Annotated in this window: 22 protein-coding genes, 1 tRNA gene and 1 riboswitch; of the genes, 7 read left to right on the top strand and 16 right to left on the bottom strand. The window is 59.1% G+C overall.

Translation table 11 applies throughout. The features are described from left to right. Positions 1–42: 42 nt before the first annotated feature. The 3 genes from betA to betI all read right to left on the bottom strand — a co-directional run bounded on the left by betA (position 43) and on the right by betI (position 3,864). Entirely contained in the window at positions 43–1,701 is a 1,659-nt protein-coding gene (betA, locus tag V6N02_RS14625; RefSeq protein ID WP_371226495.1) for a choline dehydrogenase, read from the bottom strand. A gap of 64 nt (positions 1,702–1,765) precedes the next feature. Continuing rightward, positions 1,766–3,274 carry a choline-sulfatase gene (gene betC / locus V6N02_RS14620; RefSeq protein ID WP_371226493.1) on the bottom strand — a complete coding sequence of 503 codons (1,509 nt, stop codon included), beginning with the start codon at positions 3,272–3,274 and terminating at the stop codon, positions 1,766–1,768. Then, on the bottom strand, positions 3,271–3,864 hold the full coding sequence (betI, locus tag V6N02_RS14615; protein WP_371226491.1) for a transcriptional regulator BetI: 594 nt from the start codon (positions 3,862–3,864) through the stop codon (positions 3,271–3,273). Before betI ends, betC begins: the two co-directional genes overlap by 4 nt. A 310-nt stretch (positions 3,865–4,174) precedes the next feature. Here betI and V6N02_RS14610 point away from each other — a divergent pair, with 310 nt between their 5' ends. Next, complete coding sequence (locus V6N02_RS14610; protein WP_371226489.1) at positions 4,175–5,734, top strand: ABC transporter substrate-binding protein; 1,560 nt, start codon at positions 4,175–4,177, stop codon at positions 5,732–5,734. 127 nt (positions 5,735–5,861) lie between these two features. On the opposite strand, the gene V6N02_RS14605 is transcribed toward V6N02_RS14610, so the two are convergent. Then, a complete protein-coding gene (locus V6N02_RS14605) occupies positions 5,862–6,656 on the bottom strand; it encodes an alpha/beta fold hydrolase (RefSeq protein WP_371226487.1) in 795 nt (264 codons plus the stop codon). Positions 6,657–6,713: 57 nt separating this feature from the next. Between V6N02_RS14605 and V6N02_RS14600 the strand changes: the two genes are divergently transcribed. Further along, complete coding sequence (locus V6N02_RS14600; protein WP_371226485.1) at positions 6,714–7,025, top strand: ArsR/SmtB family transcription factor; 312 nt, start codon at positions 6,714–6,716, stop codon at positions 7,023–7,025. Here the strand turns inward: V6N02_RS14600 and V6N02_RS14595 are convergent. The 6 genes from V6N02_RS14595 to V6N02_RS14570 all read right to left on the bottom strand — a co-directional run bounded on the left by V6N02_RS14595 (position 7,022) and on the right by V6N02_RS14570 (position 11,416). Further along, positions 7,022–7,927, bottom strand: coding sequence for a DMT family transporter (locus V6N02_RS14595; protein WP_371226483.1), 906 nt, complete (start codon positions 7,925–7,927; stop codon positions 7,022–7,024). The two genes, V6N02_RS14600 and V6N02_RS14595, sit on opposite strands and share 4 nt — an antisense overlap. 175 nt (positions 7,928–8,102) lie before the next feature. Continuing rightward, positions 8,103–8,188, bottom strand: a tRNA-Leu gene (locus V6N02_RS14590). Positions 8,189–8,286: 98 nt separating this feature from the next. Then, complete coding sequence (locus tag V6N02_RS14585; protein ID WP_371226481.1) at positions 8,287–9,171, bottom strand: SGNH/GDSL hydrolase family protein; 885 nt, start codon at positions 9,169–9,171, stop codon at positions 8,287–8,289. A 145-nt stretch (positions 9,172–9,316) separates the two neighbouring features. Then, positions 9,317–10,294 (bottom strand): SGNH/GDSL hydrolase family protein, encoded by a 978-nt coding sequence (locus V6N02_RS14580; protein WP_371226479.1) that lies wholly within the window; start codon positions 10,292–10,294, stop codon positions 9,317–9,319. A 68-nt stretch (positions 10,295–10,362) separates the two neighbouring features. Next, the gene (locus V6N02_RS14575) at positions 10,363–10,908 is read right to left on the bottom strand and encodes a tetratricopeptide repeat protein (RefSeq protein WP_371226477.1); all 546 of its coding nucleotides are present in this window, start codon (positions 10,906–10,908) and stop codon (positions 10,363–10,365) included. 31 nt (positions 10,909–10,939) lie between these two features. Next, positions 10,940–11,416: an Lrp/AsnC family transcriptional regulator gene (locus V6N02_RS14570; protein WP_371226475.1), complete on the bottom strand. Its 477-nt coding sequence runs from the start codon at positions 11,414–11,416 to the stop codon at positions 10,940–10,942. A gap of 106 nt (positions 11,417–11,522) precedes the next feature. On the opposite strand from V6N02_RS14570, the gene putA reads away from it, so the two are divergent. From putA to V6N02_RS14555, 3 genes are read left to right on the top strand one after another with little or no spacing between them, the layout of a single operon-like run. Continuing rightward, positions 11,523–14,954, top strand: a complete 3,432-nt coding sequence (gene putA / locus V6N02_RS14565; protein WP_371226474.1) for a bifunctional proline dehydrogenase/L-glutamate gamma-semialdehyde dehydrogenase PutA — start codon at positions 11,523–11,525, stop codon at positions 14,952–14,954. Between the two features lie 32 nt (positions 14,955–14,986). Then, positions 14,987–15,730, top strand: a complete 744-nt coding sequence (locus V6N02_RS14560; RefSeq protein WP_371226472.1) for a rhomboid family intramembrane serine protease — start codon at positions 14,987–14,989, stop codon at positions 15,728–15,730. Next, positions 15,727–16,104 (top strand): GFA family protein, encoded by a 378-nt coding sequence (locus V6N02_RS14555; protein WP_371226470.1) that lies wholly within the window; start codon positions 15,727–15,729, stop codon positions 16,102–16,104. Before V6N02_RS14560 ends, V6N02_RS14555 begins: the two co-directional genes overlap by 4 nt. A gap of 18 nt (positions 16,105–16,122) precedes the next feature. Here the strand turns inward: V6N02_RS14555 and V6N02_RS14550 are convergent, their stop codons facing one another. Continuing rightward, complete coding sequence (locus V6N02_RS14550) at positions 16,123–16,908, bottom strand: inositol monophosphatase family protein (protein ID WP_371226468.1); 786 nt, start codon at positions 16,906–16,908, stop codon at positions 16,123–16,125. 48 nt (positions 16,909–16,956) lie between these two features. Further along, positions 16,957–17,889: a LysR family transcriptional regulator gene (locus tag V6N02_RS14545; protein WP_371226466.1), complete on the bottom strand. Its 933-nt coding sequence runs from the start codon at positions 17,887–17,889 to the stop codon at positions 16,957–16,959. Positions 17,890–17,987: 98 nt separating this feature from the next. Between V6N02_RS14545 and metF the strand changes: the two genes are divergently transcribed. Beyond that, positions 17,988–18,854, top strand: coding sequence for a methylenetetrahydrofolate reductase [NAD(P)H] (metF, locus tag V6N02_RS14540; RefSeq protein WP_371226463.1), 867 nt, complete (start codon positions 17,988–17,990; stop codon positions 18,852–18,854). Positions 18,855–18,872: 18 nt separating this feature from the next. On the opposite strand, the gene V6N02_RS14535 is transcribed toward metF, so the two are convergent. Beyond that, the gene (locus tag V6N02_RS14535) at positions 18,873–19,964 is read right to left on the bottom strand and encodes an Mrp/NBP35 family ATP-binding protein (protein WP_371226461.1); all 1,092 of its coding nucleotides are present in this window, start codon (positions 19,962–19,964) and stop codon (positions 18,873–18,875) included. Between the two features lie 267 nt (positions 19,965–20,231). Between V6N02_RS14535 and V6N02_RS14530 the strand changes: the two genes are divergently transcribed. Then, on the top strand, positions 20,232–20,453 hold the full coding sequence (locus V6N02_RS14530) for a DUF1127 domain-containing protein (protein WP_371226459.1): 222 nt from the start codon (positions 20,232–20,234) through the stop codon (positions 20,451–20,453). 195 nt (positions 20,454–20,648) lie between these two features. Here V6N02_RS14530 and V6N02_RS14525 read toward each other — a convergent pair whose 3' ends face one another. From V6N02_RS14525 to V6N02_RS14515, 3 genes are all read right to left on the bottom strand, one after another. Then, positions 20,649–21,197: a sugar O-acetyltransferase gene (locus V6N02_RS14525; protein ID WP_371226457.1), complete on the bottom strand. Its 549-nt coding sequence runs from the start codon at positions 21,195–21,197 to the stop codon at positions 20,649–20,651. An 18-nt stretch (positions 21,198–21,215) separates the two neighbouring features. Beyond that, positions 21,216–21,485: a hypothetical protein gene (locus V6N02_RS14520; protein WP_371226455.1), complete on the bottom strand. Its 270-nt coding sequence runs from the start codon at positions 21,483–21,485 to the stop codon at positions 21,216–21,218. A gap of 103 nt (positions 21,486–21,588) precedes the next feature. Next, positions 21,589–21,790: riboswitch (cobalamin riboswitch) on the bottom strand. Positions 21,791–21,857: 67 nt separating this feature from the next. Beyond that, positions 21,858–22,169: a hypothetical protein gene (locus V6N02_RS14515; protein ID WP_371226453.1), complete on the bottom strand. Its 312-nt coding sequence runs from the start codon at positions 22,167–22,169 to the stop codon at positions 21,858–21,860. Between the last annotated feature and the right edge of the window lie 6 nt (positions 22,170–22,175).

Here is a 22,175-nt window from a genome sequence, read left to right as displayed (position 1 = left end):
ACACTTTGCCACGAGGTACATCGCAGGTCACGCGCTTTACATCTACCGCTGTGCAGCCTGCCAATTGGGATGCATCCACGGCTCGGCATTTTCCGGGGGCAGCGGCGTGCGACCGAGAATGTGGTCGCTGGCCTTCTCTCCCACCATGATCGAGGGGGCGTTGAGGTTGCCGTTGGGAATGCGTGGAAAAACCGAACTGTCGGCCACGCGCAATCCATCCACACCGATCACCCGCGTTTCCGGATCAACCACTGCATGCGGATCGTCCGCGCGACCGATCCGGCAGGTGCCACACGGGTGATAGGCGCTTTCGGCATGCTCGCGAATGAAATCATCCAGCGCGTCATCACTTTGCACCTCGGCCCCGGGCTGAATTTCATGTCGTAGATAAGGTTTGAATGCGTCCTGCTCGAACAACTCGCGGGTCAGGCGGATACAGGTGCGGAATTCTTCCCAGTCCCGCTCCTGGCTCATATAGTTGAAGCGGATCAGCGGATCGTCCATTGGATCAGCACTGCGCAACCTGATATCCCCGCGCGAGGTCGAGCGCATCGGACCGACATGCGCCTGAAATCCGTGTCCTTCAGCAACGGCCTTGCCGTCATAGCGTACGGCGATGGGCAGGAAATGGAACTGAATGTCGGGATAGTCGATCCCCGGAGCCGACCGGATAAACCCACAACTTTCAAACTGGTTGCTGGCACCCGGCCCGGTCTTGGTAAACAGCCATTGCGCCCCGACCATCGCCTTGCCCGCAAGGTTCCAATACTTGTAAAGGCTGACCGGCTGGCTGGCCGCCATCTGTATGTAAACCTCAAGATGATCCTGCAGATTCGCCCCCACGCCGGCGCGATCCGCGACCAGCGGGATCCCATGCTCGGCCAGATGAGCCGCAGGACCAATGCCCGAAAGCATCAGCAACTTGGGCGAGTTGATAGCTGAGGCCGCAATGATCACTTCCCGCCGGGCGCGAACGACCTCGCGTCGCCCTTTCACGGTGGCCTCCACCCCGACAGCGCGCCCTTCCTCGATCACAATGCGGTGGACGAGCCCGCGCACAAGATCACAGTTTTCGCGTTTGAGTGCGGGTTTGAGATAGGCATTGGCCGCTGACCAGCGCTGCCCCTTCCAGACGGTCTGCTCGAACGGTCCGAAACCCTCTTGCTGATGACCATTGTAATCCTCGGTCACCGGGTACCCGGCCTGTCGGCCTGCCTCGATAAAGGCCCGGGTCAGGGGGTTCCACATAGTCCCACGCCCGACATGCAGCGGACCCGACGTGCCGCGCCAATCGGGATCACCGCCATGGCCACCATCGTCCCAGTTTTCCTGGCGCTTGAAATAGGGCAGCACATCGGCATAACCCCAGCCCTCGGCTCCCTGATCGCGCCAGTGATCGAAATCCATCGCGTGGCCACGCACATAGACCATGCCATTGATCGACGAAGATCCGCCAATCACCTTGCCCCGCGGGCAAGCGAGGCGGCGATTGCCAAGATTTGGCTCGGGTTCGGACTGAAAACCCCAGTCATACATTTTCATGTTCATGGGATAGCTCAGTGCACCGGGCATCTGAATAAACGGCCCGGCATCGGTGCCGCCATGTTCGACGACCAGAACAGACTGTCCCGCCTCAGCCAGACGATAGGCAATCGCACAGCCTGCGCTGCCAGCGCCTACGATGACATAATCAGCTTCCATCAGCAGCTCGCTTCATGTTGCGGGTGGGAATTGAGGATACGAAGATTAGTGAAAAGCAGGATCATCATTCGCCCCTCGGGAAACGCGCGTTTTCCTCGACAGTGTTCAGGTCCATATGGTTGCGCATGTAGCGTTCAGACGCTTTTTGCAGCGGCTGATAATCCCAGGGATAGTAACCGCCCTGACGCAGGGCCTCGTAGACAACCCATCGGCGCGCCTGGCTTTCGCGAACCTGCGCATCAAAGGCTTCTAGATCCCAGCGCGCGGCGGATTCGCGCCGGAAATACTCCAGCACTTTGGCGACAGACGGGTCTTCCGCCAGATTGGTCAGTTCCTGCGGGTCCGACTCAAGATCAAACAGTTGCTCAGGGTCAAGCGCGCAGTTGGTATACTTCCAACGTCCCTGCCGCAACGCGATCAATGGCGAATAGGATGCTTCGGCGGCGTATTCCATCGCCACAGGGGACATGCGTTTGGCCCCCTTGCCCTGCGGGACCAGCGATTGGCCTTCGACCCACGGGGACACCTCGTCAATATTTACACCCGCCAGATCGCATAAAGTGGGGCACACATCGATTGTGCTGATCGGATCATCGACGCGACCCGGTGCCATATCCGGGGCGGCGATCATCAAAGGCACCCGCGCGGATCCTTCGTAGAAGCACATTTTGAACCACAAACCGCGCTCGCCCAGCATGTCGCCGTGATCGGACACAAACAGAATGATCGCCTCTTGCCGCGTGCCTTCAAGGGCCTCCAGCACCTCACCGATCTTGTCATCCAGATACGAGATATTGGCGAAATACGCCTGGCGCGAGCGGCGGATATCATCCTCGGTTATGTCGAACTTGCGCCAATCATTGGCGTCGAAAATTCGCTGTGCGTGAGGGTCATGATCTTCATAATCCATTGCCGGAACTTCTGGCGACAGATATTTGCAATCGTTATATAAATCCCAATACTTCCTGCGCGCCACATAGGGGTCATGGGGATGGGTGAAGCTTACGGTCAGGCACCAAGGGCGGTCGTCTTTGCCGCGGGCCAGATCGTAAACCTTGCGCGTGGCGTGGTAGGCGACCTCGTCATCATATTCCATCTGGTTTGAAATCTCGGCCACGCCGGCGCCGGTGACGGATCCCATATTGTGATACCACCAATCAATCCGCTCGCCCGGTTTACGGTAATCCGGGGTCCAGCCGAAATCGGCCGGGTAGATATCGGTGGTCAGGCGCTCTTCAAACCCGTGCATCTGATCAGGACCGACAAAATGCATCTTGCCCGACAGGCAGGTCTGATAGCCCGCGCGGCGCAGGTGGTGCGCATAGGTGGGGATATCTGCGGCAAATTCGGCGGCATTGTCATAAACCCGGCTGCGCGAGGGCAGCAGGCCTGACATGAACGAAGCCCGTCCCGGCGCACAGAGGGGCGACGCGGTGTAGGCATTGGCAAACCGGGTCGAGCGGGTCGCCAGTTTTTTCAGGTTGGGGGCATGCAGCCATTCGGCGGGGCCATCCGGGAACAGCGTCCCGTTCAACTGATCGACCATGAAGATCAGGATATTGGGTTGGGTCATTGCGCCGGGTCCTTAGGCAACGAGGTTTCGATGTAGTGCAGCAGTACGTCCAGCGCGGTCTCAGGAGGAATCGGATCCCCCCGAAGCGCCTGGCGCAGGTACAGCCCGTCGATCATCGCGGCCAGACCACGGGTCAGGGTGCGGGCCAGCGCCTCATCCCCTGTCAATTTGCGGAATTCGTACAGAAGGTGTGAGCGCAGACGTTTGTGATAGACATTCAGCAACCGATGGGCAGCCTCAGACTTTTGCGCCTGAACGTAGAAATTCAACCAAGCTGAAACGACCTCAGGGCGGAATTGACGCGGGGCAAAACTGGCACGCAAGATCGCCTCGATCCGCTGGCGAGGGGTTTGGGCCATGATCATCGCGCCGCGCACTTCGGCTCCGTACAAGCTCAGGATATGGCGCATGGCGGCGGCAAACATCTGTTCCTTGGAGCCGAAATAATGATGCGCCAGCGCGCTGGACATACCCGCGCGTTTGGCGATCTGGCTGACGGTGACATCCAAGGTACCCCGTGCGCCAATCTCGGTAATTGTCGCCTCCACCAATGCGGTGCGGCGGATCGGCTCCATCCCCAGCTTGGGCATGCCGACACTCCCCTCGTCATTGCGAACTCTTTGTGTAATTGGCGTATTGTGGTTTAATTGACTCGTCAATCAATAAAAACTATGACAAGGCATCGCAGTGATGACTCACTAAAAAGTCATTGCATGTTTGGGCGCTAACGCATTATCGTCCGGACAATAACTGACAACAGAACACGGATTTCACCTCGCTTTGCCGGATCAGACATCTTCACATCTTCCCGCAAATCGACGCGTGACACCCCGCCCAGAGCCGACCTAACGGCATCGGGCACATTACCACTCAATGATCAACGACAGGGAGAGATTAGTTATGTCGATCATCAAAGGCGGAATGCTGGACCGCCGCGGATTTCTGAAAACAACGGCCGCTGGTGCGGCCCTGGCCACCCTGCCCCTGGGCGGCGCGGCCATGGCAGCCCCCAAACGCGGCGGCCACCTGCGCGTCGGTAAGGGCCACGGCCAAACCACCGACACGCTGAACCCCGGCACATGGGAAAACGGCTTTACCATCGGTATGGCCTTTGCCATCCACGGCCGCCTGACCGAAGTGGCCGCCGATGGCAGCCTCGTGCCCGAACTGGCCGAAAGCTGGGAAGCGACGGCAGATGCCAAAACCTGGACCTTCAAGATCCGTCAGGGCGTCACGTTCCACTCGGGCAAGCCGTTGACCACCCAGGACGTGATCAACTCGATCGCCTTCCACCGTGGCCCCGACAGCACCTCGGCCGCTGGCCCGCTGGTTGAGCCTATCGCCAACATGACCGCACAAGGCGACGACACGGTTGTGTTTGAACTGACCGGCGGCAATGCCGACTTCCCGTTCATCCTGTCGGATTATCACCTGACCATTCACCCCGCCAAAGATGACAGCATCGACTGGCAATCGGGTGATGGCTGCGGTGCATACATTCTCAAGTCGAAGAATTTTGGTGTCTCTGTTGAAATGGAGCGCAATCCTAACCACTGGCGTGACGACGTTGGCTTCTTCGACAGCATCGAGATGCTGGCGCTGGTTGACCAGAACGCACGGACAACCGCCCTGGTATCGGGCGATGTCGACGTGGCCGACCGGATGGACCTGAAAACCGTCGGCCTGCTGGAACGCAATCAATCGCTGGCCATCCATTCGGTCGCGGGCACGCAGCACTTCACCTTCGCCATGAATTCGCAACAGGCGCCGTTTGACGACAACAATGTCCGTCAGGCCCTGAAATACGCGATCAACCGCGAAGAAATGGTCGAGAAAATCCTGTTTGGCTACGGTTCTGTCGGCAACGACATCCCCGTGGGTCAGGGACAGCTTTACTACAACACCGAGCTGGAACAGAAAACCTACGATCCGGATAAAGCCAAGTGGTATCTGAAAGAATCCGGCCTCGACAGCCTTGAGGTCAGCCTGTCCGCCGCCGACGCCGCGTTTGCGGGCTCGGTTGACGCAGGCGTTCTGTTCCAGAACTCCGCCAAGGCCGCTGGCATCGACCTGACCGTCGTGCGCGAACCCAATGATGGTTACTGGTCAGACGTCTGGATGAAGAAACCCTTCTCGGCCGTCTACTGGTCGGGTCGTCCGGTTCAGGATCAGATGTTCGCAACGGCCTACTCCTGTGGTGCCGCCTGGAACGACGGGTTCTGGTGCAACGACCGCTTCGAAGAGCTGATGGTTGCCGCCCGTGCCGAACTGGACCCGGCAACGCGTCAGGCGCAGTACTACGAGATGCAAGAAATCGTCTCGAACCAGGGCGCGATCATCATCCCGATGTTTGCCAACTATGTCTTTGCCACCAACAAAAAGGTCGGCACCCCCGATGCGAAAGCATCAAACTGGGATATGGATGGAGAACGCTGGGCCGAACGCTGGTGGTTCGCCTAAGGCATTTACCAGACCTCGCAACAAGACGAGGGACAGTGAAGGAAGAGGCCGGATTTTCCGGCCTCTTTTTTTGGCGAATGGTGGTGCGTCTGGTTGCCGATCTTAAGCCACGTCAAATTGACGTCTCTCACCCGCCCCCCAGCATTGCCGCGATAATCGCCTCGGGCGCATCGTCCTGCATCAGATGCCCTGCCCCGGGCACGCGGATCAGCGGGCGATCTGACAGCTTCCTTGCCAGGTCCTCTCCCTTTTCGATTGGAATCCAGGCATCTTCCTCACCCCAAAGTACGGTGACCGGGCAATCCAGCGCCCCATAAAAGGGTTCGACCTCGTCGGTAAACCTTTGATCCATCTGCGCAATCTGGGCGTAAAAAGCCGCCTGCCCTTCTTCACCCTGCCAAGGGCCCATATAGGCGTCCAACGCAGCCGCGCTCAAATCGCCATAGGCCGCACCCTTCAGATAGGCCGCCAACAACGCATCATGCGCATAGGCGGGCAATCCGGTAAACACGCTCTGATGGTGGCGCACATGCGCCACGAAAGGTGATCCCCACGGGGCAAGCGCCACAGCATCAATAATTACTAACCGTTGGTATCGTAGTCCGTCGAGATAATACGCTCTGAGCGCTGTCGCCCCACCGAAATCGTGGCACAGCACCTCGGGTCGCTCCAATTTCCAATAGCCAAGCAAGGCCGCCAGCAGCCCGTTTTGCACCCCAAGCGAGACATCACCGCCCTTCTCGGATGCACCATATCCCAGAAGATCGAAGTAGTAGACCGTCCATTGACGCGCCAATAGCGGGGCAATCCGCCGCCAGACCTGTGACGAAAACGGGGTGCCGTGGATCAGCACCAAGGGCGGCCCTTCGCCGATCTTGCCCCAGCGAACACTGCGCCCTTCATGGATGAATGTCCGGTCCATGGGCAGCATCATGATTCTCTATATTGTTATTTCGCTAATTTGCTATATAACAAATTCATGCCTAACCGCGAAGCTCAAATCAAAGCTCTTGCCAGTGATCAGCGTTTGAAGATTCTCAAGTTGCTGTCACATCCCAAACGGCATTTTGGCGATCAATGGTCCGCTGACCCCGCGAAATTCGGTGTGTGCATGACGTTGATAGCCAAGGCGCTTGGTGTGTCGCAACCCACGCTGAGCCGCCACATGGACCTGCTCAGACTGGCTGGTTTCGTCACTACAAAACGACATGAAAGATGGGTTTACTGCCAGCGACATGAGCGCTCCTTGGCTGAATACCATCGCTGGTTGGGGCGCAAGCTAGGCGTCTAAACCTTTGTTTCACTTACACTTGGGGTCACCTGTCGGCGTTTGAGTTGTGCCTCGCGCCACGAGATGAAGCTGATCGACAAAACGATCACCGTCCCGCCCAGGATCACCCAGGGGTCCACTGGCTCGGCAAAGAAGACCGCCCCCAGCAGCACCGCCCAGACCAGCTGCAGAAACGTCACAGGCTGTGTCACCGCCAAAGGGGCTGCCCGGAACGCCAGGGTCATGGTGTAGTGCCCGCCCGTGGCCAATGTCGCCACGCCAAACAGGATCAGCAGTTCAAACCATGTCGGTGTCACCCAGCTCATCGCTGCCAAGGGGGCAAGGCCAATCGTCACCGTGAGGGACAACATGGTGACCACCACAAGCGGGCTGCAGCGCCCCGATAGCAGCTTGGCCAAAAGATATGACCCGCCGAAAAGAAACGCTGTGCCCATGATCGCCAGATGCCCCATCTCGACATCACGAAAGCCCGGACGCAGGATAATTAATGCCCCCGCCAACGCTGCCGCCACGGCCAGTACCCGTCGCAACGCCAGCCGCTCGCCCAGAAACAAAGCAGCCCCAAGGGTGACATAAACAGGCGAAAGGTAATTGATCGCGGTTACATCGGCGATGGGAATACGCGCCATCGCATAAAACCAGCAGGCCACACCCAGCGTATGTGCCACCCCCCGTGCCGCAAACAGGCCAAAAGTCTTTCGATCCATCCTGATCCGGCGGATCGCCCCCAGGAACGGGATGAGGAACACCAAGCCCAGAACATAGCGCAAAAAAGCCGCCTCGGGTGCCGGAATGCGCGTGCCCAACATCTTGACCAACGCGGTCACGCCAATGAATTGCACGCCGGTCATGATCATCCAGAAAACGCCCCACCCGGGCCGGGATGCCTGTTCACTGCTCATAAGGTGCATTAACAAGGGCCGCCCCGACCTTGTCGAGCCTGAATGCGTCACGCATGACCGCGAAACGCGCGAGCGTGTCCCGCGGTGCCTGCGCACGCTATTCTCAGAACTCCGGAAAACCATGCCAACGCGAGGAGCAATCATAAACCGCCAAGGGCAGTCGACTTGTTACATGTGGTACCCGCGGCCGGACTCGAACCGGCACGGCCTTACGGCCTGGAGATTTTAAGTCTCCTGTGTCTACCATTCCACCACGCGGGCATGCTCCGTCTGGTAACCTGCTCAAGATGGCGGTGTAAAGTTCCACAACGCCCGATCACTGCAAAAAACGGCCCGAAACCGGGATCTTAACCAAGACATCATGGTATGGACGGTAGTGAGGCCGTTTGAGAGGGTCTGGATGACATCTGATGGATCACGGCCCGACAAATGTCGGGTGTTCGCACCATGATGAAGTTTTCGGCCGCCTTCTCGTTGGGGTGAAACGGGTCTTTCACCCGACCCGATTTGTTGCGCCGAAAATATAGTCGGTTGCCCTGGTTGGCGTCGATCGTTTCCGGCGTGAACCCTTCAACAAAACTGCACCGGCTGCCCTGCATACTAAAAGCATACTTCACGTTCTCCTGTGCCTTCAGGCGCAAGGCCACCGACTTTTTTGTGTAGGATGGCGCAGTGGTCATAAAGATACAGGGCAGACCCTCGGGCAGTTGCGACATCGTCGCCTCTACATCCTCCAGCGCCTTGTACTTGTCCGCTGACCAGCGATGTGCGGAATTGCCAAGAAAGGTCATGATCAGCAGCTTGGGTTCGTAATAGCCCTTCGTGAACATCGCCTCAAAGGCCGACTGGCCCTTCTTGCAGAACTGATATTGCGGGCCTTTTCCGATCTGCACATATTTGTTCTCGGTCGTGTTGACCGTCCCGAATGTACCGGCATTGGCCTTCCATTTCTTATCCACATCGCAAATGCTGCCCTTGGCTGATCCCTTGCGCGCCGCCCAGGACCGCAACGAAGTTGACCGCACGCCTATCACCGCCACTGCCTTGTCACCAAGCCGTTCAAGGTCTTTGGCGGCCTCGGGTGTCATCCCGCAATGGGTGTCGATGTTTTGAAAGAAATCCAACAATACCGGGCCGGACCCAAAACTGATCTGGCTGTCACCCAGCACCAGAATATCGGGGGATCGGAAATCCCCGGCGGCGACCGGCATATGGCCCAGCACCACGAATATTGCGGCTGCCATGCCAATCATAAATCGGTTCCAAACGCGTTGTTTACACATGCCAGCCCGGTGTCATGCCCATTCCCAATGCACTGCAGCTAAAACAAAACCGCCCGCGTCGCCATAAACAAAACAGTGATCTGCCGGTGCATTGGTCGCCCACGCTTCACCGCGGACCGATCTGTTCAAGAACCGCACGGCACAATTGCGGCCTGATCGATGCAAAGAAACGTTCTTGCGCCGCCGCATTGGGGTGAAGCGGGTCACTCACCTTGCCCGTCTCATCAGTCTTAAAAAACGCAGGATTGCCCGTGGCCTGCGCCAAGGTCGCCGCTGTGAGGCCTCTTACAAAGCTACACCGCCCGTCTGCTGTCACCGCACGCTCAAGGTTGGCCTGTGCCTGTTGGCGGGCCGTATTGGTTGCGGCCTCAAACACGGGCGAGGTAGTCATGATGATACAAGCCTGACCATTTGGAATCTGCGCCATCATCGCCGCCACATCCCCAGCGACAGATTGCGTATTGCCCCACCGCTCGGTCGCATTCCCCAGAAACGCCAGGACCAGAAGTTTCGGGCGGTAATATCCGTCCCGAAACATTGCCTGAAAGGCCGATTGACCGGGACGGCAAAACTGATAAGGCGCGCCCTCCCCGATCTGAACATAGCGCCGACCGGCCTGGCCATCGACCCCGTAAACCCCTGCATTGACGCCAAATTTCTTATCTGGGTCACAGACCAACCCTTTGGACGCCCCTTCGCTGGCGGTCCAACTGTGCAACGCGGTGGAGCGCACCCCCAGCGCTGCGACTGTACGCGCGCCAAAATTGTCCAAAGCGCGCGCCTGATCATCATCCGGTCCGCATTGGCCGCTCAGATCGCCAAAAAACGCCATATGCTGCGCGCCTGCCCCAAACGAAATCTGGCTGTCGCCCACAACCAATATATCCGGCCCGTAAGGCGGCGGCGCAAATTCTGGCAATCGCGCGTGCCCGACGGCAACAGGTGCGGCGGGGGCTGGCACCGAAACAGCGGCGGGTTCAGGGGGGCTGTGCACCACAGGGGTGGGCGGTTGAACTGTGGCGCAACTGACAACCACAACCGCGCCAATCAGAGCGATCAAACCAAATAAGAAACGCTTTATCATGCCATACCATCGCCCGGATCAGGACCAAGGCCCAGCCTTAATCCCTTAACGGTTTCGTGACAGGCGCATCACAGCGCGTCTTCTTGTGCCTCAAGAACCGGCAGAAGGCTGCGCTCGCCCAGCCACGGGTTCAGTTTTAATGCCCGTCGCAGGATCAACGCCGCCTCGCCGGGGCGTTCCAATGCCATCAGGGTCAAGGCCTGCCCGGTCAGAGCGGCAACATGCTGATCATTCAGCTCAAGCGTTTTTTCCAGATCAGGCAGGGCCGCGTCATAGTCATTGCGCAGGAAATTCACGAAAGCGCGTTGATTGTAGCCCTCGGCGTAGTCAGGGCAGTAGTCGATCAGCGCATTGGCAGCCGTCATCGCCCCGTCAAAGTCAAAAGCCTCGCGGCGCGCCATTGCGGTGTCAAGCATCTCTTGCGCCTGCGCATCCGGTGCATCGGCCCAAAGCGCCCACATCTGATTGGACAGATCAAGGCCGCTGGCCTGATCCGGGGCGGCACGCGTTTCTTCAATCAACGCGGCAAGCGCCTCGGAATGATCAGGGGCTTCTGGACAGGTTTGGGCCATGGCAGGGCCCGCCAGGCAGAGAGAGATAAGGAGATGTTTCATGAGGCCAAGAATGGCCCATCCACCCCACAGGTCAAATCACATCTGCAAGTGAGTTTTCCTTGATCGCCTGCATCGCAACATAGGTCGAGGTACCTGCAACATGCGGCAGGGTGCTGATTTTCTCGGCCAGAACAATGCGATAGTCGTTCATGTCCTGAGTGCGCACTTTCATCAGGTAATCAAACTTTCCGGCAATCAGATGCACCTGCTCAATCTCGGGGATTTTGCGCACCGCGGCGTTGAATTCGGCCAAAGCTGCCTCGCGCGTGTCGTGCAAGCGCACCTCGACAAAGCTGACATGATCCAGCCCCAGTCGGATTGGATCAAACAGCGCCCGGTACCCGGTAATCACGCCGTCTTTCTCCAACCTGCGCAACCGCGCCTGGGTTGGTGATTTGGACAAGCCAATCTTTCCGGCCAGATCGGTGATGCTGATCCGTCCATCTGTGGCCAGAATCCGCAGGATGGCACGGTCAAACGGATCCAGCTCGATCTGATCATTTTTCATGAATATCACCCTTTTTTCAGGTCAATCGACCTTTTAATCTCATTCAACGGGAAAACCGCCTGCGTATACCATGGTATTGAAAGCTATTCCACCTTGGGGGTTTGCTATGCTTGATTCCACTGATCTGCGCCGCACCATCGATCTGGCCACGTACGAAGACGAGGCCGTCACGCTGAAACGCCTGATTGCCGAGGCTGATCTATCCGAGGCCGACCGCGCCCGCATCTCGGCGCGCGGGGCCGATCTGGTTCGGGCGATCCGTGGGCAATCCTCGCCCGGGCTGATGGAAGAATTCCTCGCCGAATATGGCCTGTCGACGGATGAAGGCATCGCCCTGATGTGCCTGGCCGAGGCACTGCTGCGCGTGCCTGATGCCGACACGATTGATGCGCTGATCGAGGACAAGATCGCGCCGTCCGATTGGGGCAAACATATGGGGCAATCCACCTCCTCGCTGGTCAATGCCTCAACCTGGGCCTTGATGCTGACCGGCAAGGTCCTGAAGGAAGACCAGCCGGGGCCGGTGGGCCATCTGCGCGGCGCGATGAAACGGCTGGGTGAGCCGGTGATCCGTACCGCCGTGGGGCGCGCCATGAAGGAAATGGGGCGCCAGTTCGTGCTGGGTGAAACCATCACAGGCGCGATGGACCGTGCGGCCGGGATGGAGAAAAAGGGCTATACCTATTCCTATGACATGCTGGGCGAGGCCGCGCGCACCGATGCCGATGCCACCCGCTATCATCTGGCCTATTCCCGCGCGATCACGGCTATTTCAAACGCCTGCAATGATGTGGATATCCGCAAGAACCCCGGCATTTCGGTCAAGCTGTCGGCGCTTCATCCCCGCTATGAAGTCGCCCAGCGCGATCAGGTGATGGATATCTTGATGCCCCGTCTGCGCAGTCTGGCCCTGTTGGCGAAATCTGCGGGCATGGGCCTGAATATCGACGCCGAAGAGGCAGACCGGCTATCCCTATCGCTGGACGTGATCGAGGCAACATTGTCCGAGCCCGCTTTGGCCGGGTGGGACGGCTTTGGTGTTGTGGTGCAGGCTTATGGGCAACGCGCCGTTCATGTGATTGATTTCCTTCATGATCTGGCCACACGGCTGGATCGTCGCATCATGGTACGTCTGGTCAAAGGCGCCTATTGGGATACCGAGGTGAAACTGGCGCAAGTGAACGGCATTGATGGTTTCCCGGTCTTCACCTCCAAAGCCGCGACCGACATTTCCTATATCGCCAATGCCCGCAAACTTCTGGGCATGACCGACCGGATTTACCCACAATTTGCCACCCACAACGCCCATACTGCAGCCGCCATTCTGGATATGGGCGCGGACAAGGAAACCTATGAATTCCAACGCCTTCACGGCATGGGTGAGGCGCTTCATGACATCATTCTGCAACAGGAAGGCACTCGTTGCCGCATCTATGCCCCTGTTGGCGCGCATAGCGATCTGTTGGCTTACCTTGTGCGGCGTTTGTTGGAAAACGGGGCCAATTCAAGCTTCGTCAACCAGATCGTCGACGAAGATGTCGCGCCCGAAACCGTCGCCCATGATCCGTTCCTGACGGTAAATGATCCCACACCCGCATTGCGCAAAGGCCCCGACCTGTTCCAACCTGAGCGGATCAATTCCAAGGGCTTCGACCTGAAACATCTGCCCACGCTGGAGACGATCGACGCCGCCCGTGGCCCCTTTGCCAAACATAGCTGGTCCAGCGCACCTTTGCTGGCAGGCAAACTGGCCTCGAACGCTCCAACGCCGGTCACAAATCCAGCCAACCCGGCGGATCAGCCCGGCACTGTCGCCACCGCCAGCGCGGCGGATATCGAGACCGCCTTGGCCTCGGCCAAACCTTGGGCTGCCTCTGCAGAAGAACGCGGCAAGGTCCTGTCCAAAGCGGCGGACCTTTACGAAGAGAATTTTGGCGAACTGTTCGCCTTGCTGGCGCGCGAGGCCGGAAAGACGCAACTGGATGCGGTGGCCGAGCTGCGCGAAGCCGTTGATTTCCTGCGCTATTACGGGGCCAATGCGTCCAGCGATGCGCCGGTGGGCACCTTCACATGCATTAGCCCGTGGAACTTCCCGCTGGCGATTTTCTCCGGGCAAATCAGCGCCGCACTTGCCGCAGGAAATGCCGTACTGTCCAAACCCGCCGAGCAGACCCCGCTGATCGCCCATCGCGCCATCACCCTGCTGCACGAGGCGGGCGTGCCGAAAACCGCGCTGCAATTGCTGCCCGGTGGGGGCGATGTGGGCGCGGCGCTGACCTCAGACCCCCGCGTGCATGGCGTGGCCTTCACCGGCTCGACCGCCACCGCGATGAAGATCCGCAGTGCGATGGCACAGCACATGGCGCCCGGCGCACCGCTAATCGCCGAAACCGGGGGCTTGAACGCGATGATCGTCGACAGCACCGCCCTGCCTGAACAGGCCGTACAGGCGATCGTGGAATCGGCCTTTCAATCCGCCGGGCAACGCTGTTCCGCCCTGCGCTGCCTCTACGTGCAGGAAGACATCGCCGAAAGCTTCACCGAGATGCTGACCGGCGCGATGGATGCCTTGCAGATGGGCGACCCCTGGGCCCTCAGCACCGATGTCGGCCCGGTGATTGACGAACTGGCCCGCTCGGGCATCGCCGATCATATTCAGACCGCCCGCGCCGAAGGCCGTTTGATACATGAATTGAAGACACCCAATTCCGGCACCTTCATCGCCCCCACCCTGCTGCGCGTGAACGGGATTGCCGATCTGGAACGCGAAATCTTTGGCCCTGTGCTGCATATGGCGACCTTCAAATCGCATGAATTGGACGATGTGATCGACGCAATCAACGCCACGGGATACGGGTTGACCTTTGGCTTGATGACCCGGATTGATGACCGCGTACAGCATGTGACCGAGCGGGTCGAAGCGGGCAACCACTATGTGAACCGTAACCAGATCGGGGCCATCGTCGGCAGCCAACCCTTTGGAGGAGAAGGGTTGTCTGGCACTGGCCCCAAGGCGGGCGGGCCAAACTACCTGACACGGTTCAGTGCACGGCCCGCCCCCGAGCGCAGCAGCGCGTGGACCGCTCCGATGCCACTGGATGTGCTGGCCCTCGCCATCGCCGAGGCCAACGCAAACGCCCCTGCCGCGCAAAGCGACCTGGTGCTGCCGGGGCCAACCGGCGAGTCCAACCGCCTGACAGCCTTCCCCCGCAAAGCGATCCTGTGCATGGGTCCGGGACCTGAGGCCGCGGCGACCCAGGCACGCATGGTTGCCAATCTGGGCGGTGTTGCGGTTGAAGCGACCGGCAGTATCGATACCGAAGCATTGACAGATCTAGACGGGATCTCGGGTGTCATCTGTTGGGACACATCCGAAGCAACGCAGCCAATCGGCGTCGCGCTGTCTAAACGCACGGGGCCAATCCTGCCGCTCATCACCGGTGCGCCAGATCGCGGACATGCCTGTCACGAGCGTCATGTTTGTGTCGATACCACAGCAGCGGGTGGAAACGCGGCCCTCTTGGGGGGTATGTCTTGACCTCCTGAGGGCGCGGGGCCAGTGTCAGCCCCATGTTACCGATACGCGATCACAACCCTTCGGGGCGCACGCCCTATGTCACCTATGCGCTGATGGCCATCAACATCGTGGTCTTCCTCAGTTATGTGTCGATGTTTAACGACCCGCGCGCGATCAATCAGTTCTTTTATGAATGGGCCATGGTGCCGGTTCTGGTCACAACCGAGGGAACATATCAGACCATGCTCACCTCGATGTTCCTGCACGGGGGTTGGATGCACCTTGCCGGCAACATGCTGTTTCTGTGGATTTTTGGCGACAATATGGAAGATGAGATGGGCCATGTCGGCTATCTTCTTTTCTATATCGCCGCTGGCATGGGCGCGGGTCTGGCGCATGTCATCGCGGGCCCTTACTCACAGGTGCCAACAGTAGGGGCCTCGGGCGCGATTGCCGGCGTGATGGGGGGCTATCTGCTGCTGTTTCCCAAGGCCAAGGTGGATATCCTGCTGATTATCATTTTCTATGTGCGCATTCTCCCGATCCCGGCCTGGGTCATGCTGGGATTATGGTTTGGGTTTCAGCTGTTTGCCGGCGTTGGTGCGGACAGTTCAGGCGGCGGCGTGGCCTATTGGGCGCATGCGGGCGGATTTGTCGTGGGGCTGATCCTGACGATCCCTCTGTTCTTGCGCCATGGCGGTACGGCTTTCTGGGAACAGACCGAGGGCCATCCCCCGCATCCCGAAGCAACCTATGAACTCGCCGCCTCGCGCATCCCCCGCGTTAAACGCAAATGAGCGTGCATAAGGCAACCTGTCATTGCGGTGCGGTTGAACTGCGCCTTGACCTGCCAGGTGGCATCACCGGCGCACAACGCTGTGACTGCAGCTTTTGCAGACGCCGGGCGGCCCCGAATATCAGCGTCCCTTTGGCGTTGCTGGAAGTGGTCAAAGGGGCGGAAAACCTGTCGCTCTACACGTGGAATACCGGCGCGGCGAAGCATTACTTTTGTGCGACTTGCGGGATTTACACCCATCATCAACGGCGCTCAAACCCCGATGAATACGGGGTAAACCTGGGCTGTATCGAGGGCGTCAATCCGGCTGAATACGAACCTATTCCGTGGACGGATGGTGTTAACCATCCTTCGGATCGTTCATCAAAAGCGTAGAAACCGAACCCGGTCTGCTTAGCCGCGGATCACTTTGGAAAACTTGTCAAAAATCGCTTCATTGGCGCAGATTACCTGACCATCTTCCAGGATGTTACCGTGCGGGTTCAGCGGCTCGATCAGCCCACCCGCTTCCTGGCAAATGATGATCCCGGCGGCCATATCCCAGGCGTTCAGGCCCCGTTCCCAGAACCCGTCATAGCGACCAGCCGCGACGTAAGCCATGTCCAGCGCGGCGGACCCGAACCGACGCACACCGGCGCAGGCCGGCATCAGGCGGGCAAGGTCCTGCAAAGTCGTCGGCAGATCAGGACGGCCCCCAAAAGGCACGCCCGTGGCAAAGATGCTTTCGATCATTTTCGAGCGCCCCGAGACCCGCAAACGCGCCTCGTTCACAAACGCACCCTCGCCTTTTTCGGCCAGAAACATCTCGTCCTTGCTGGGATCATATATCACGCCCGAGACGATTTTACCCTTATGCTCCAACGCGATGGAGATCGCCCAATGCGGCAATCCATGCAGGAAATTGGTGGTGCCATCCAGCGGATCAACGATCCACCGGCGGGTCGGGTCCTGTCCTTCTTCTTCGCCCCCCTCTTCGGCCAGCCAGCCATAGGTCGGGCGTGCACCCATCAGTTCTTCTTTCAGGATTTTCTCGGCGGCAAGATCGGCGCGGCTGACGAAGTCACCGGCACCTTTCATCGACACCTGAAGGTTCTCGACCTCGCGAAAATCCTTGGCCAGGGCACGGCCCGCTTTGCGCGCGGCTTTCAGCATGATGTTAAGATTGGCACTGCCCGCCATGGGAAAACTCCTGATGTTCAGGCCGCGCATATACGCCCCCAGGCCCGCTCATACAAGGGCCTGTGCCTTCACCTCGTCACCGCGTTGCAAGCGTACTGGAATGTCGCGCGCCAGTTTGATCAGCTGTGCGACATAGGGCTTGTCTGCGTCGTCCTCCCGGATGGCAGCGTAGAGACGCTTGGTCAGCCCCTCGCGGGTTACTTTTCGGGTCACGTAATCGCTGCTTGTCTTGACCTCGCGCACCACCCAATCCGGCAGTACCGAGACCCCGCGATTGGAGGCCACCAGCATCAGGATAACAGCGGTCAGTTCAACCTTGCGCACGGCTTGGGGTTCCACCTTGGCCGGGATCAATAACTCGGTGAAGACATCCAAGCGAGTGCGATCCACCGGATAAGTGATCAGGGTCTGATCGCGGAAATCATCGGCTTCGACATAGTCTTTCCGGGCCAATGGATGCTGACTGGAGGCCACGAAAACCGGTTCATAGTCAAACAGCGGTTTGAAGATGACCCCCGGCAAATCCTCGGGATCGGACGAGACCACCAGATCGACCTCTTCTTTCTGCAAGGCCGGCAACGCATCAAAGGCAAGCCCCGGGCGGATATCCACATCCACATCGCCCCAGGTCCTGCGAAACCGCTCAAGCACCGGGAAAAGCCATTCAAAACAGGCGTGACATTCAATGGCGATATGCATGCGCCCGGCGCTGCCCTCGCGCAGGCCTGAAAACTCGTCTTCCAGCGCTTCGATCTCGGGTAGGATTTTTTCGGCCAACCGCAATAGGCGCTGCCCTGCTGCGGAAAGCTTCAACGGTTTTGAGCGGCGCACGAACAATTCAACGCCGGCCTGATCTTCCAACCCCTTGATCTGATGGCTCAAAGCAGACTGGGTGATGTTCAACACGTCGGCGGCGCGGGCCAGTCCCCCCGCCTGGTGGATGGCACGGATGGTTCTCAGATGACGGAACTCGATATGCATTATGAACGAACCTCATTCAAACCATGAATTATATGAAGTTGTCTCATATAGATCGACCTGTAACAAGAGGGCAACCACCGTCTCGCTAGGAAAATCAGATGCCCGTTCCCTCCATCTCATTCGAATTCTTCCCTCCGAAATCCCTTGAGGCGTCGTTTCGCCTTTGGGACACGGTGCAGTCACTGGCCCCGCTGGACCCCAGTTTTGTCTCGGTCACGTACGGTGCGGGCGGCACGACACGCGAATTGACCCGCGATGCGGTCGGCACCCTGCATGCCTCGTCGGGCCTGAACGTGGCGGCGCATCTGACTTGTGTCGATGCCTCGCGTGCGGAAACGCTGGCCATCGCCCGTGACTTCGCCAACGCAGGCGTGTCCGAAATCGTGGCCCTGCGCGGAGATCCCCCCAAAGGCAGCGCTGGGTTCGAACCCCATCCCGACGGATTCGCCAATTCCTGCGAGTTGATTGAGGCGCTGGCAGATACCGGTGATTTCACCATCCGCGTGGGCGCCTACCCCGAGAAGCACCCCGAAGCAGTCAGCGCTCAGGCCGATGTCGAGTGGCTCAAGCGCAAGATTGATGCCGGTGCATCCGAAGCGATCACCCAGTTCTTCTTTGAGGCCGAAACCTTCTTCCGTTTCCGCGATGCCTGCGAGAAAGCCGGGATTGATGCGCCGATTATCCCTGGCATTCTGCCAATTGAAAACTGGACCGGGACGCGAAAGTTTGCAACGGCCTGCGGGGCCAATATCCCCGCCTGGATGGACGATGCGTTTGAAAAGGCGCTGCGTGACGACCGTCATGACCTGTTGGCAACCGCCATTGCAACCGAACTATGTTCAGAGCTGCTGGATGGCGGTGTTGAGCATCTGCACTTCTACACTCTCAACAAACCGGACCTGACACGGGATATCTGTCATGCCTTGGGCGTAACACCCCGTGTTCAGCTGCGGGATGTGGCCTGAGCGTCGACCCTGTGCGCCTCAGGCCACCCCGCCTTTAATCAAACGGTCAGCCAACCGCGCATAGGCTTCGGCCGCAGGGCTGTTTCCCGCGGCAATCGGGATTCCCGAATCCCCGGCCAGTCGCGTGTCGAGGTCAATCGGCAACGCGCCGAGGAACGGAAAGCCGCGTTTTTCGGCCTCGGCTGCAACCCCACCCTGTCCAAAAATATGCGCCTCGTGCCCGCAATTGGGGCAATGGAAGGTCGACATGTTCTCGATCATGCCCAGCACCGGGGTTTTCAGCGTGTTGAACATATCAATCGCCTTGCGGGCATCCAGCAACGCCACGTCCTGCGGGGTCGAGACAACCAACGCCCCGGTGGGCGCGGCCCGTTGACATAAGGTCATCTGTACATCGCCCGTGCCCGGCGGCAGATCGACGATCAGCACGTCCAATTCGCCCCAGCGCACCTGGCTAAGCATCTGTTGCAATGCACCCATCAACATCGGCCCGCGCCAGATCACCGCCTTTTCTTCGTCCAGCATCAGGCCAATCGACATCAGGGTGACGCCATGGGCATGCAGCGGCTCGATAATCTTGCCATCGGGGCTGGCCGGACGTTTGTTGACGCCCATCATACGGGGCTGCGAGGGGCCATAGATATCGGCATCCAGCAGCCCAACACGGCGGCCCTGCTTGGCCAGGGCCACGGCCAGATTGGACGAAACGGTCGATTTCCCTACACCGCCCTTCCCCGACGCTACAGCCAGGATCGAGCGGATAGTATCGGGCCGTATCGATTCCTGACCGCCCTTGGCATGCCCCCCGATTTTCAGGCTGGGCGCTGCGCCGCCGCCGGGGGCGGCGGGCGGGGCTTTTGAGGGTCCATGCGCGGTCAGGGCAACGCTGGCATTTGCCACACCCTCCAGCGAAAGCACTGCACGTTCTGCAGCCGCGCGTAGAGGTTCCATCTGGCGGGCAATATCCGGGCTAGGCGCTTCGATCACAAAGCGCACCGTATCGCCTTCAATCATCAATGCACGCACCATATCGCGCGAGATCAGCGTACCGCCATCCGGCAGCTCCAGACGATCCAACTCGGCTTTGATCTGCTCTGGGGTGATGGACATACGCGCGCTCCTGTTTTGGCCTTTGATCTATAGGTGGCATGTTTTGCGCCGGGCGCAAGGCGACTTCGTAACACTCTTAGTGTCGCTCAGGATTATTGCAACAATAGCATGACGTTAGGTCACTTTCTTCTATGCGCTTGCTGCATAGCAGCATTGCTCCGACAGGGGATTGTGCACCTGCAGCATATACCTATCTTCTCCAACAAGAGACACGAGCAGCCCAGAACGGGCGTCGCAATGAATAGTATTCCGCAAGGACCCAAGACAATGACGTTTGCACCCCTGACCCAATCGCGCAGCAACGCGCTCACCCTGACCATCGCCGAAACGCTGAACAAGACTGTGCAGCGGATCCAGGATTACCGCAACTACCGCATCACTATGGACGAGTTGTCCTCACTCAGCAGCGCACAACTGGCCGATATGGGCCTGCACCGCAGCGAGATCAAACGCGCGGCCCGCGAGGCTGTCTACGGCGCAGAGACCTAACACCAGATCGGATGTCCCTCCTCCTCCCCCGGGGCATCTGTACCCGGCTATGGCACTCCTCCTCCCTGATGTCATAGCCAAAATTCCCGGGTTTCTGACCCGGTCAAGATCGCGAACGACCCTCCTCCTCCCATTTGGGTCTGACGTGCTTTGATGGCGGCACCCTCTCCTCCCTCGGGTGCCGCCATTCTTATTTCAAGTCAAAGGTTTCGCCGGGTTTCCGACGACGGTCACGCCGGCAGGCACATCTTTTGTCACAACGCTGCCAGCGCCGACAATGGCCCCGTCGCCGATAGTGACGCCCGGCAGGATGATCGCACCACCCCCAATCCAGACATCTTCTCCGATTTTGACAGGACGCGCACGTTCCAGCCCCTCGGCACGCTTCTGGCGATCCTTGTGGTGGTTGGGACAGTAAATCTGCACCTGAGGCCCCAACATACTGCGCGCGCCGATGCGCAGTTCGGCCGTGTCCAGCAACACACAGCCCGAATTCAGATAGACCCGGTCGCCCAGATAGATGTTCACGCCATAGGCGCAATGAAACGGAGACTCGATCCAGACATCCTGCCCAACATGTGCCATCAGCGCGGCCAGTTTGGCCCCTAACGGCCCACGCTCATCCGGGTGTTGGTGATTGTGTTGATGCAGCGCATCCCGCGCCCGCATCTGCATAGCCAGTAATTCGGGGTCCAGGCAGGTATACCATTGCCCGGCGGCCATTTTCTCGCGTTCTGAATTCATGGCCGCCCGATTCCTGTTCTAATGCAAGCGCCGCGCGCGCCCGCCCCGTGACCGGGGTCGCGTCACAGGGCTGGTCGCCTGGTGCAGGAAATCGACAAAAGCCTGCGCCGCAGCGCTACCGGGATTCTGCGCCTCAGGTACTTTCAGCGCATCAACCGCGTCTTGTGGCGTGGCCGCGCCCGGCATGGCAAACACCCATTCCAGAAACCCCAGCCGCGCGGCTGCGGCTGCATCTTCACCTTTCAAGTCAAGGGCTTCCAACCCGTCTATAATGCGTGTGGCAGTCATGTTCTCAGTTTCTCCCCGGCCACACCCCGGGCCGGATGGGGCGATGGAGCCTAGAGGGATGGGGCCTTTTGAGGCCAATCATCCGTCCCGACCGCCCACCGCGATTCGACGTAGACCCAAGGCTGGTTTCCGGGCTTGGCGGGCTCTGGATGTTGCGCCTTCCCGGGCCGTTGGCTGGCCCAGTGGCATCGTGCAACATCCCCCAATTCTTACCGTTGCGGGGGCAGCGCCGGTATCTCACCGGCTTCCCAATTCTCCCCGTTGATCGTGCAAATCGCAGGGGCACCTCAGACTTTCAGTTTTGCCCAAAGCGATACACCGCGCAAGTCAAACTTCGCCGCGATGCGGCATGAAACCGACAGGCAGAGGTCGTCATGGACAGGTGATCGGAACCATATACCCGGCGGGCATGACACGATTCCCCAACACTGCTGTGGGACGCGAGGCATCCCGCACACACCCGGTCTGTTGGCGCAGATAGGTTGAAAAATCGGGACTCAGGATATGTTGAGGCAGGGGCAACCCGGTTTCACCCGCCCCCGGGGCGACGCGGATGTAATTGGAATTTGGCGATGGGTGCGACAAATCCAGATCAAAAGCGCTCATCGTTGGAGCCTTGGGCGGCGCAGCGCAGGCTGAAAGCAAAAGACCTGTCGCGATCAGGATCAGTCTGGTCACTTTCATCGCGCC

Source organism: Roseovarius conchicola, assembly GCF_041403425.1.
Taxonomy (GTDB): Bacteria; Pseudomonadota; Alphaproteobacteria; order Rhodobacterales; family Rhodobacteraceae; genus Roseovarius; species Roseovarius conchicola.
Note: the sequence above shows the minus strand (reverse complement) of the source record. Positions and strands in the feature narration are given on the sequence as shown.

Excerpts from the sequence above, each read along its gene's own strand:
- betA (WP_371226495.1), bottom strand. The coding sequence starts at position 1,701 with ATGGAAGCTGATTATGTCATCGTAGGCGCTGGCAGCGCAGGCTGTGCG.
- betC (WP_371226493.1), bottom strand. The coding sequence starts at position 3,274 with ATGACCCAACCCAATATCCTGATCTTCATGGTCGATCAGTTGAACGGG.
- betI (WP_371226491.1), bottom strand. The coding sequence starts at position 3,864 with ATGCCCAAGCTGGGGATGGAGCCGATCCGCCGCACCGCATTGGTGGAG.
- V6N02_RS14610 (WP_371226489.1), top strand. The coding sequence starts at position 4,175 with ATGTCGATCATCAAAGGCGGAATGCTGGACCGCCGCGGATTTCTGAAA.
- V6N02_RS14605 (WP_371226487.1), bottom strand. The coding sequence starts at position 6,656 with ATGGACCGGACATTCATCCATGAAGGGCGCAGTGTTCGCTGGGGCAAG.
- V6N02_RS14600 (WP_371226485.1), top strand. The coding sequence starts at position 6,714 with ATGCCTAACCGCGAAGCTCAAATCAAAGCTCTTGCCAGTGATCAGCGT.
- V6N02_RS14595 (WP_371226483.1), bottom strand. The coding sequence starts at position 7,927 with ATGAGCAGTGAACAGGCATCCCGGCCCGGGTGGGGCGTTTTCTGGATG.
- V6N02_RS14585 (WP_371226481.1), bottom strand. The coding sequence starts at position 9,171 with ATGGCAGCCGCAATATTCGTGGTGCTGGGCCATATGCCGGTCGCCGCC.
- V6N02_RS14580 (WP_371226479.1), bottom strand. The coding sequence starts at position 10,294 with ATGATAAAGCGTTTCTTATTTGGTTTGATCGCTCTGATTGGCGCGGTT.
- V6N02_RS14575 (WP_371226477.1), bottom strand. The coding sequence starts at position 10,908 with ATGAAACATCTCCTTATCTCTCTCTGCCTGGCGGGCCCTGCCATGGCC.
- V6N02_RS14570 (WP_371226475.1), bottom strand. The coding sequence starts at position 11,416 with ATGAAAAATGATCAGATCGAGCTGGATCCGTTTGACCGTGCCATCCTG.
- putA (WP_371226474.1), top strand. The coding sequence starts at position 11,523 with ATGCTTGATTCCACTGATCTGCGCCGCACCATCGATCTGGCCACGTAC.
- V6N02_RS14560 (WP_371226472.1), top strand. The coding sequence starts at position 14,987 with ATGTTACCGATACGCGATCACAACCCTTCGGGGCGCACGCCCTATGTC.
- V6N02_RS14555 (WP_371226470.1), top strand. The coding sequence starts at position 15,727 with ATGAGCGTGCATAAGGCAACCTGTCATTGCGGTGCGGTTGAACTGCGC.
- V6N02_RS14550 (WP_371226468.1), bottom strand. The coding sequence starts at position 16,908 with ATGGCGGGCAGTGCCAATCTTAACATCATGCTGAAAGCCGCGCGCAAA.
- V6N02_RS14545 (WP_371226466.1), bottom strand. The coding sequence starts at position 17,889 with ATGCATATCGAGTTCCGTCATCTGAGAACCATCCGTGCCATCCACCAG.
- metF (WP_371226463.1), top strand. The coding sequence starts at position 17,988 with ATGCCCGTTCCCTCCATCTCATTCGAATTCTTCCCTCCGAAATCCCTT.
- V6N02_RS14535 (WP_371226461.1), bottom strand. The coding sequence starts at position 19,964 with ATGTCCATCACCCCAGAGCAGATCAAAGCCGAGTTGGATCGTCTGGAG.
- V6N02_RS14530 (WP_371226459.1), top strand. The coding sequence starts at position 20,232 with ATGACGTTTGCACCCCTGACCCAATCGCGCAGCAACGCGCTCACCCTG.
- V6N02_RS14525 (WP_371226457.1), bottom strand. The coding sequence starts at position 21,197 with ATGAATTCAGAACGCGAGAAAATGGCCGCCGGGCAATGGTATACCTGC.
- V6N02_RS14520 (WP_371226455.1), bottom strand. The coding sequence starts at position 21,485 with ATGACTGCCACACGCATTATAGACGGGTTGGAAGCCCTTGACTTGAAA.
- V6N02_RS14515 (WP_371226453.1), bottom strand. The coding sequence starts at position 22,169 with ATGAAAGTGACCAGACTGATCCTGATCGCGACAGGTCTTTTGCTTTCA.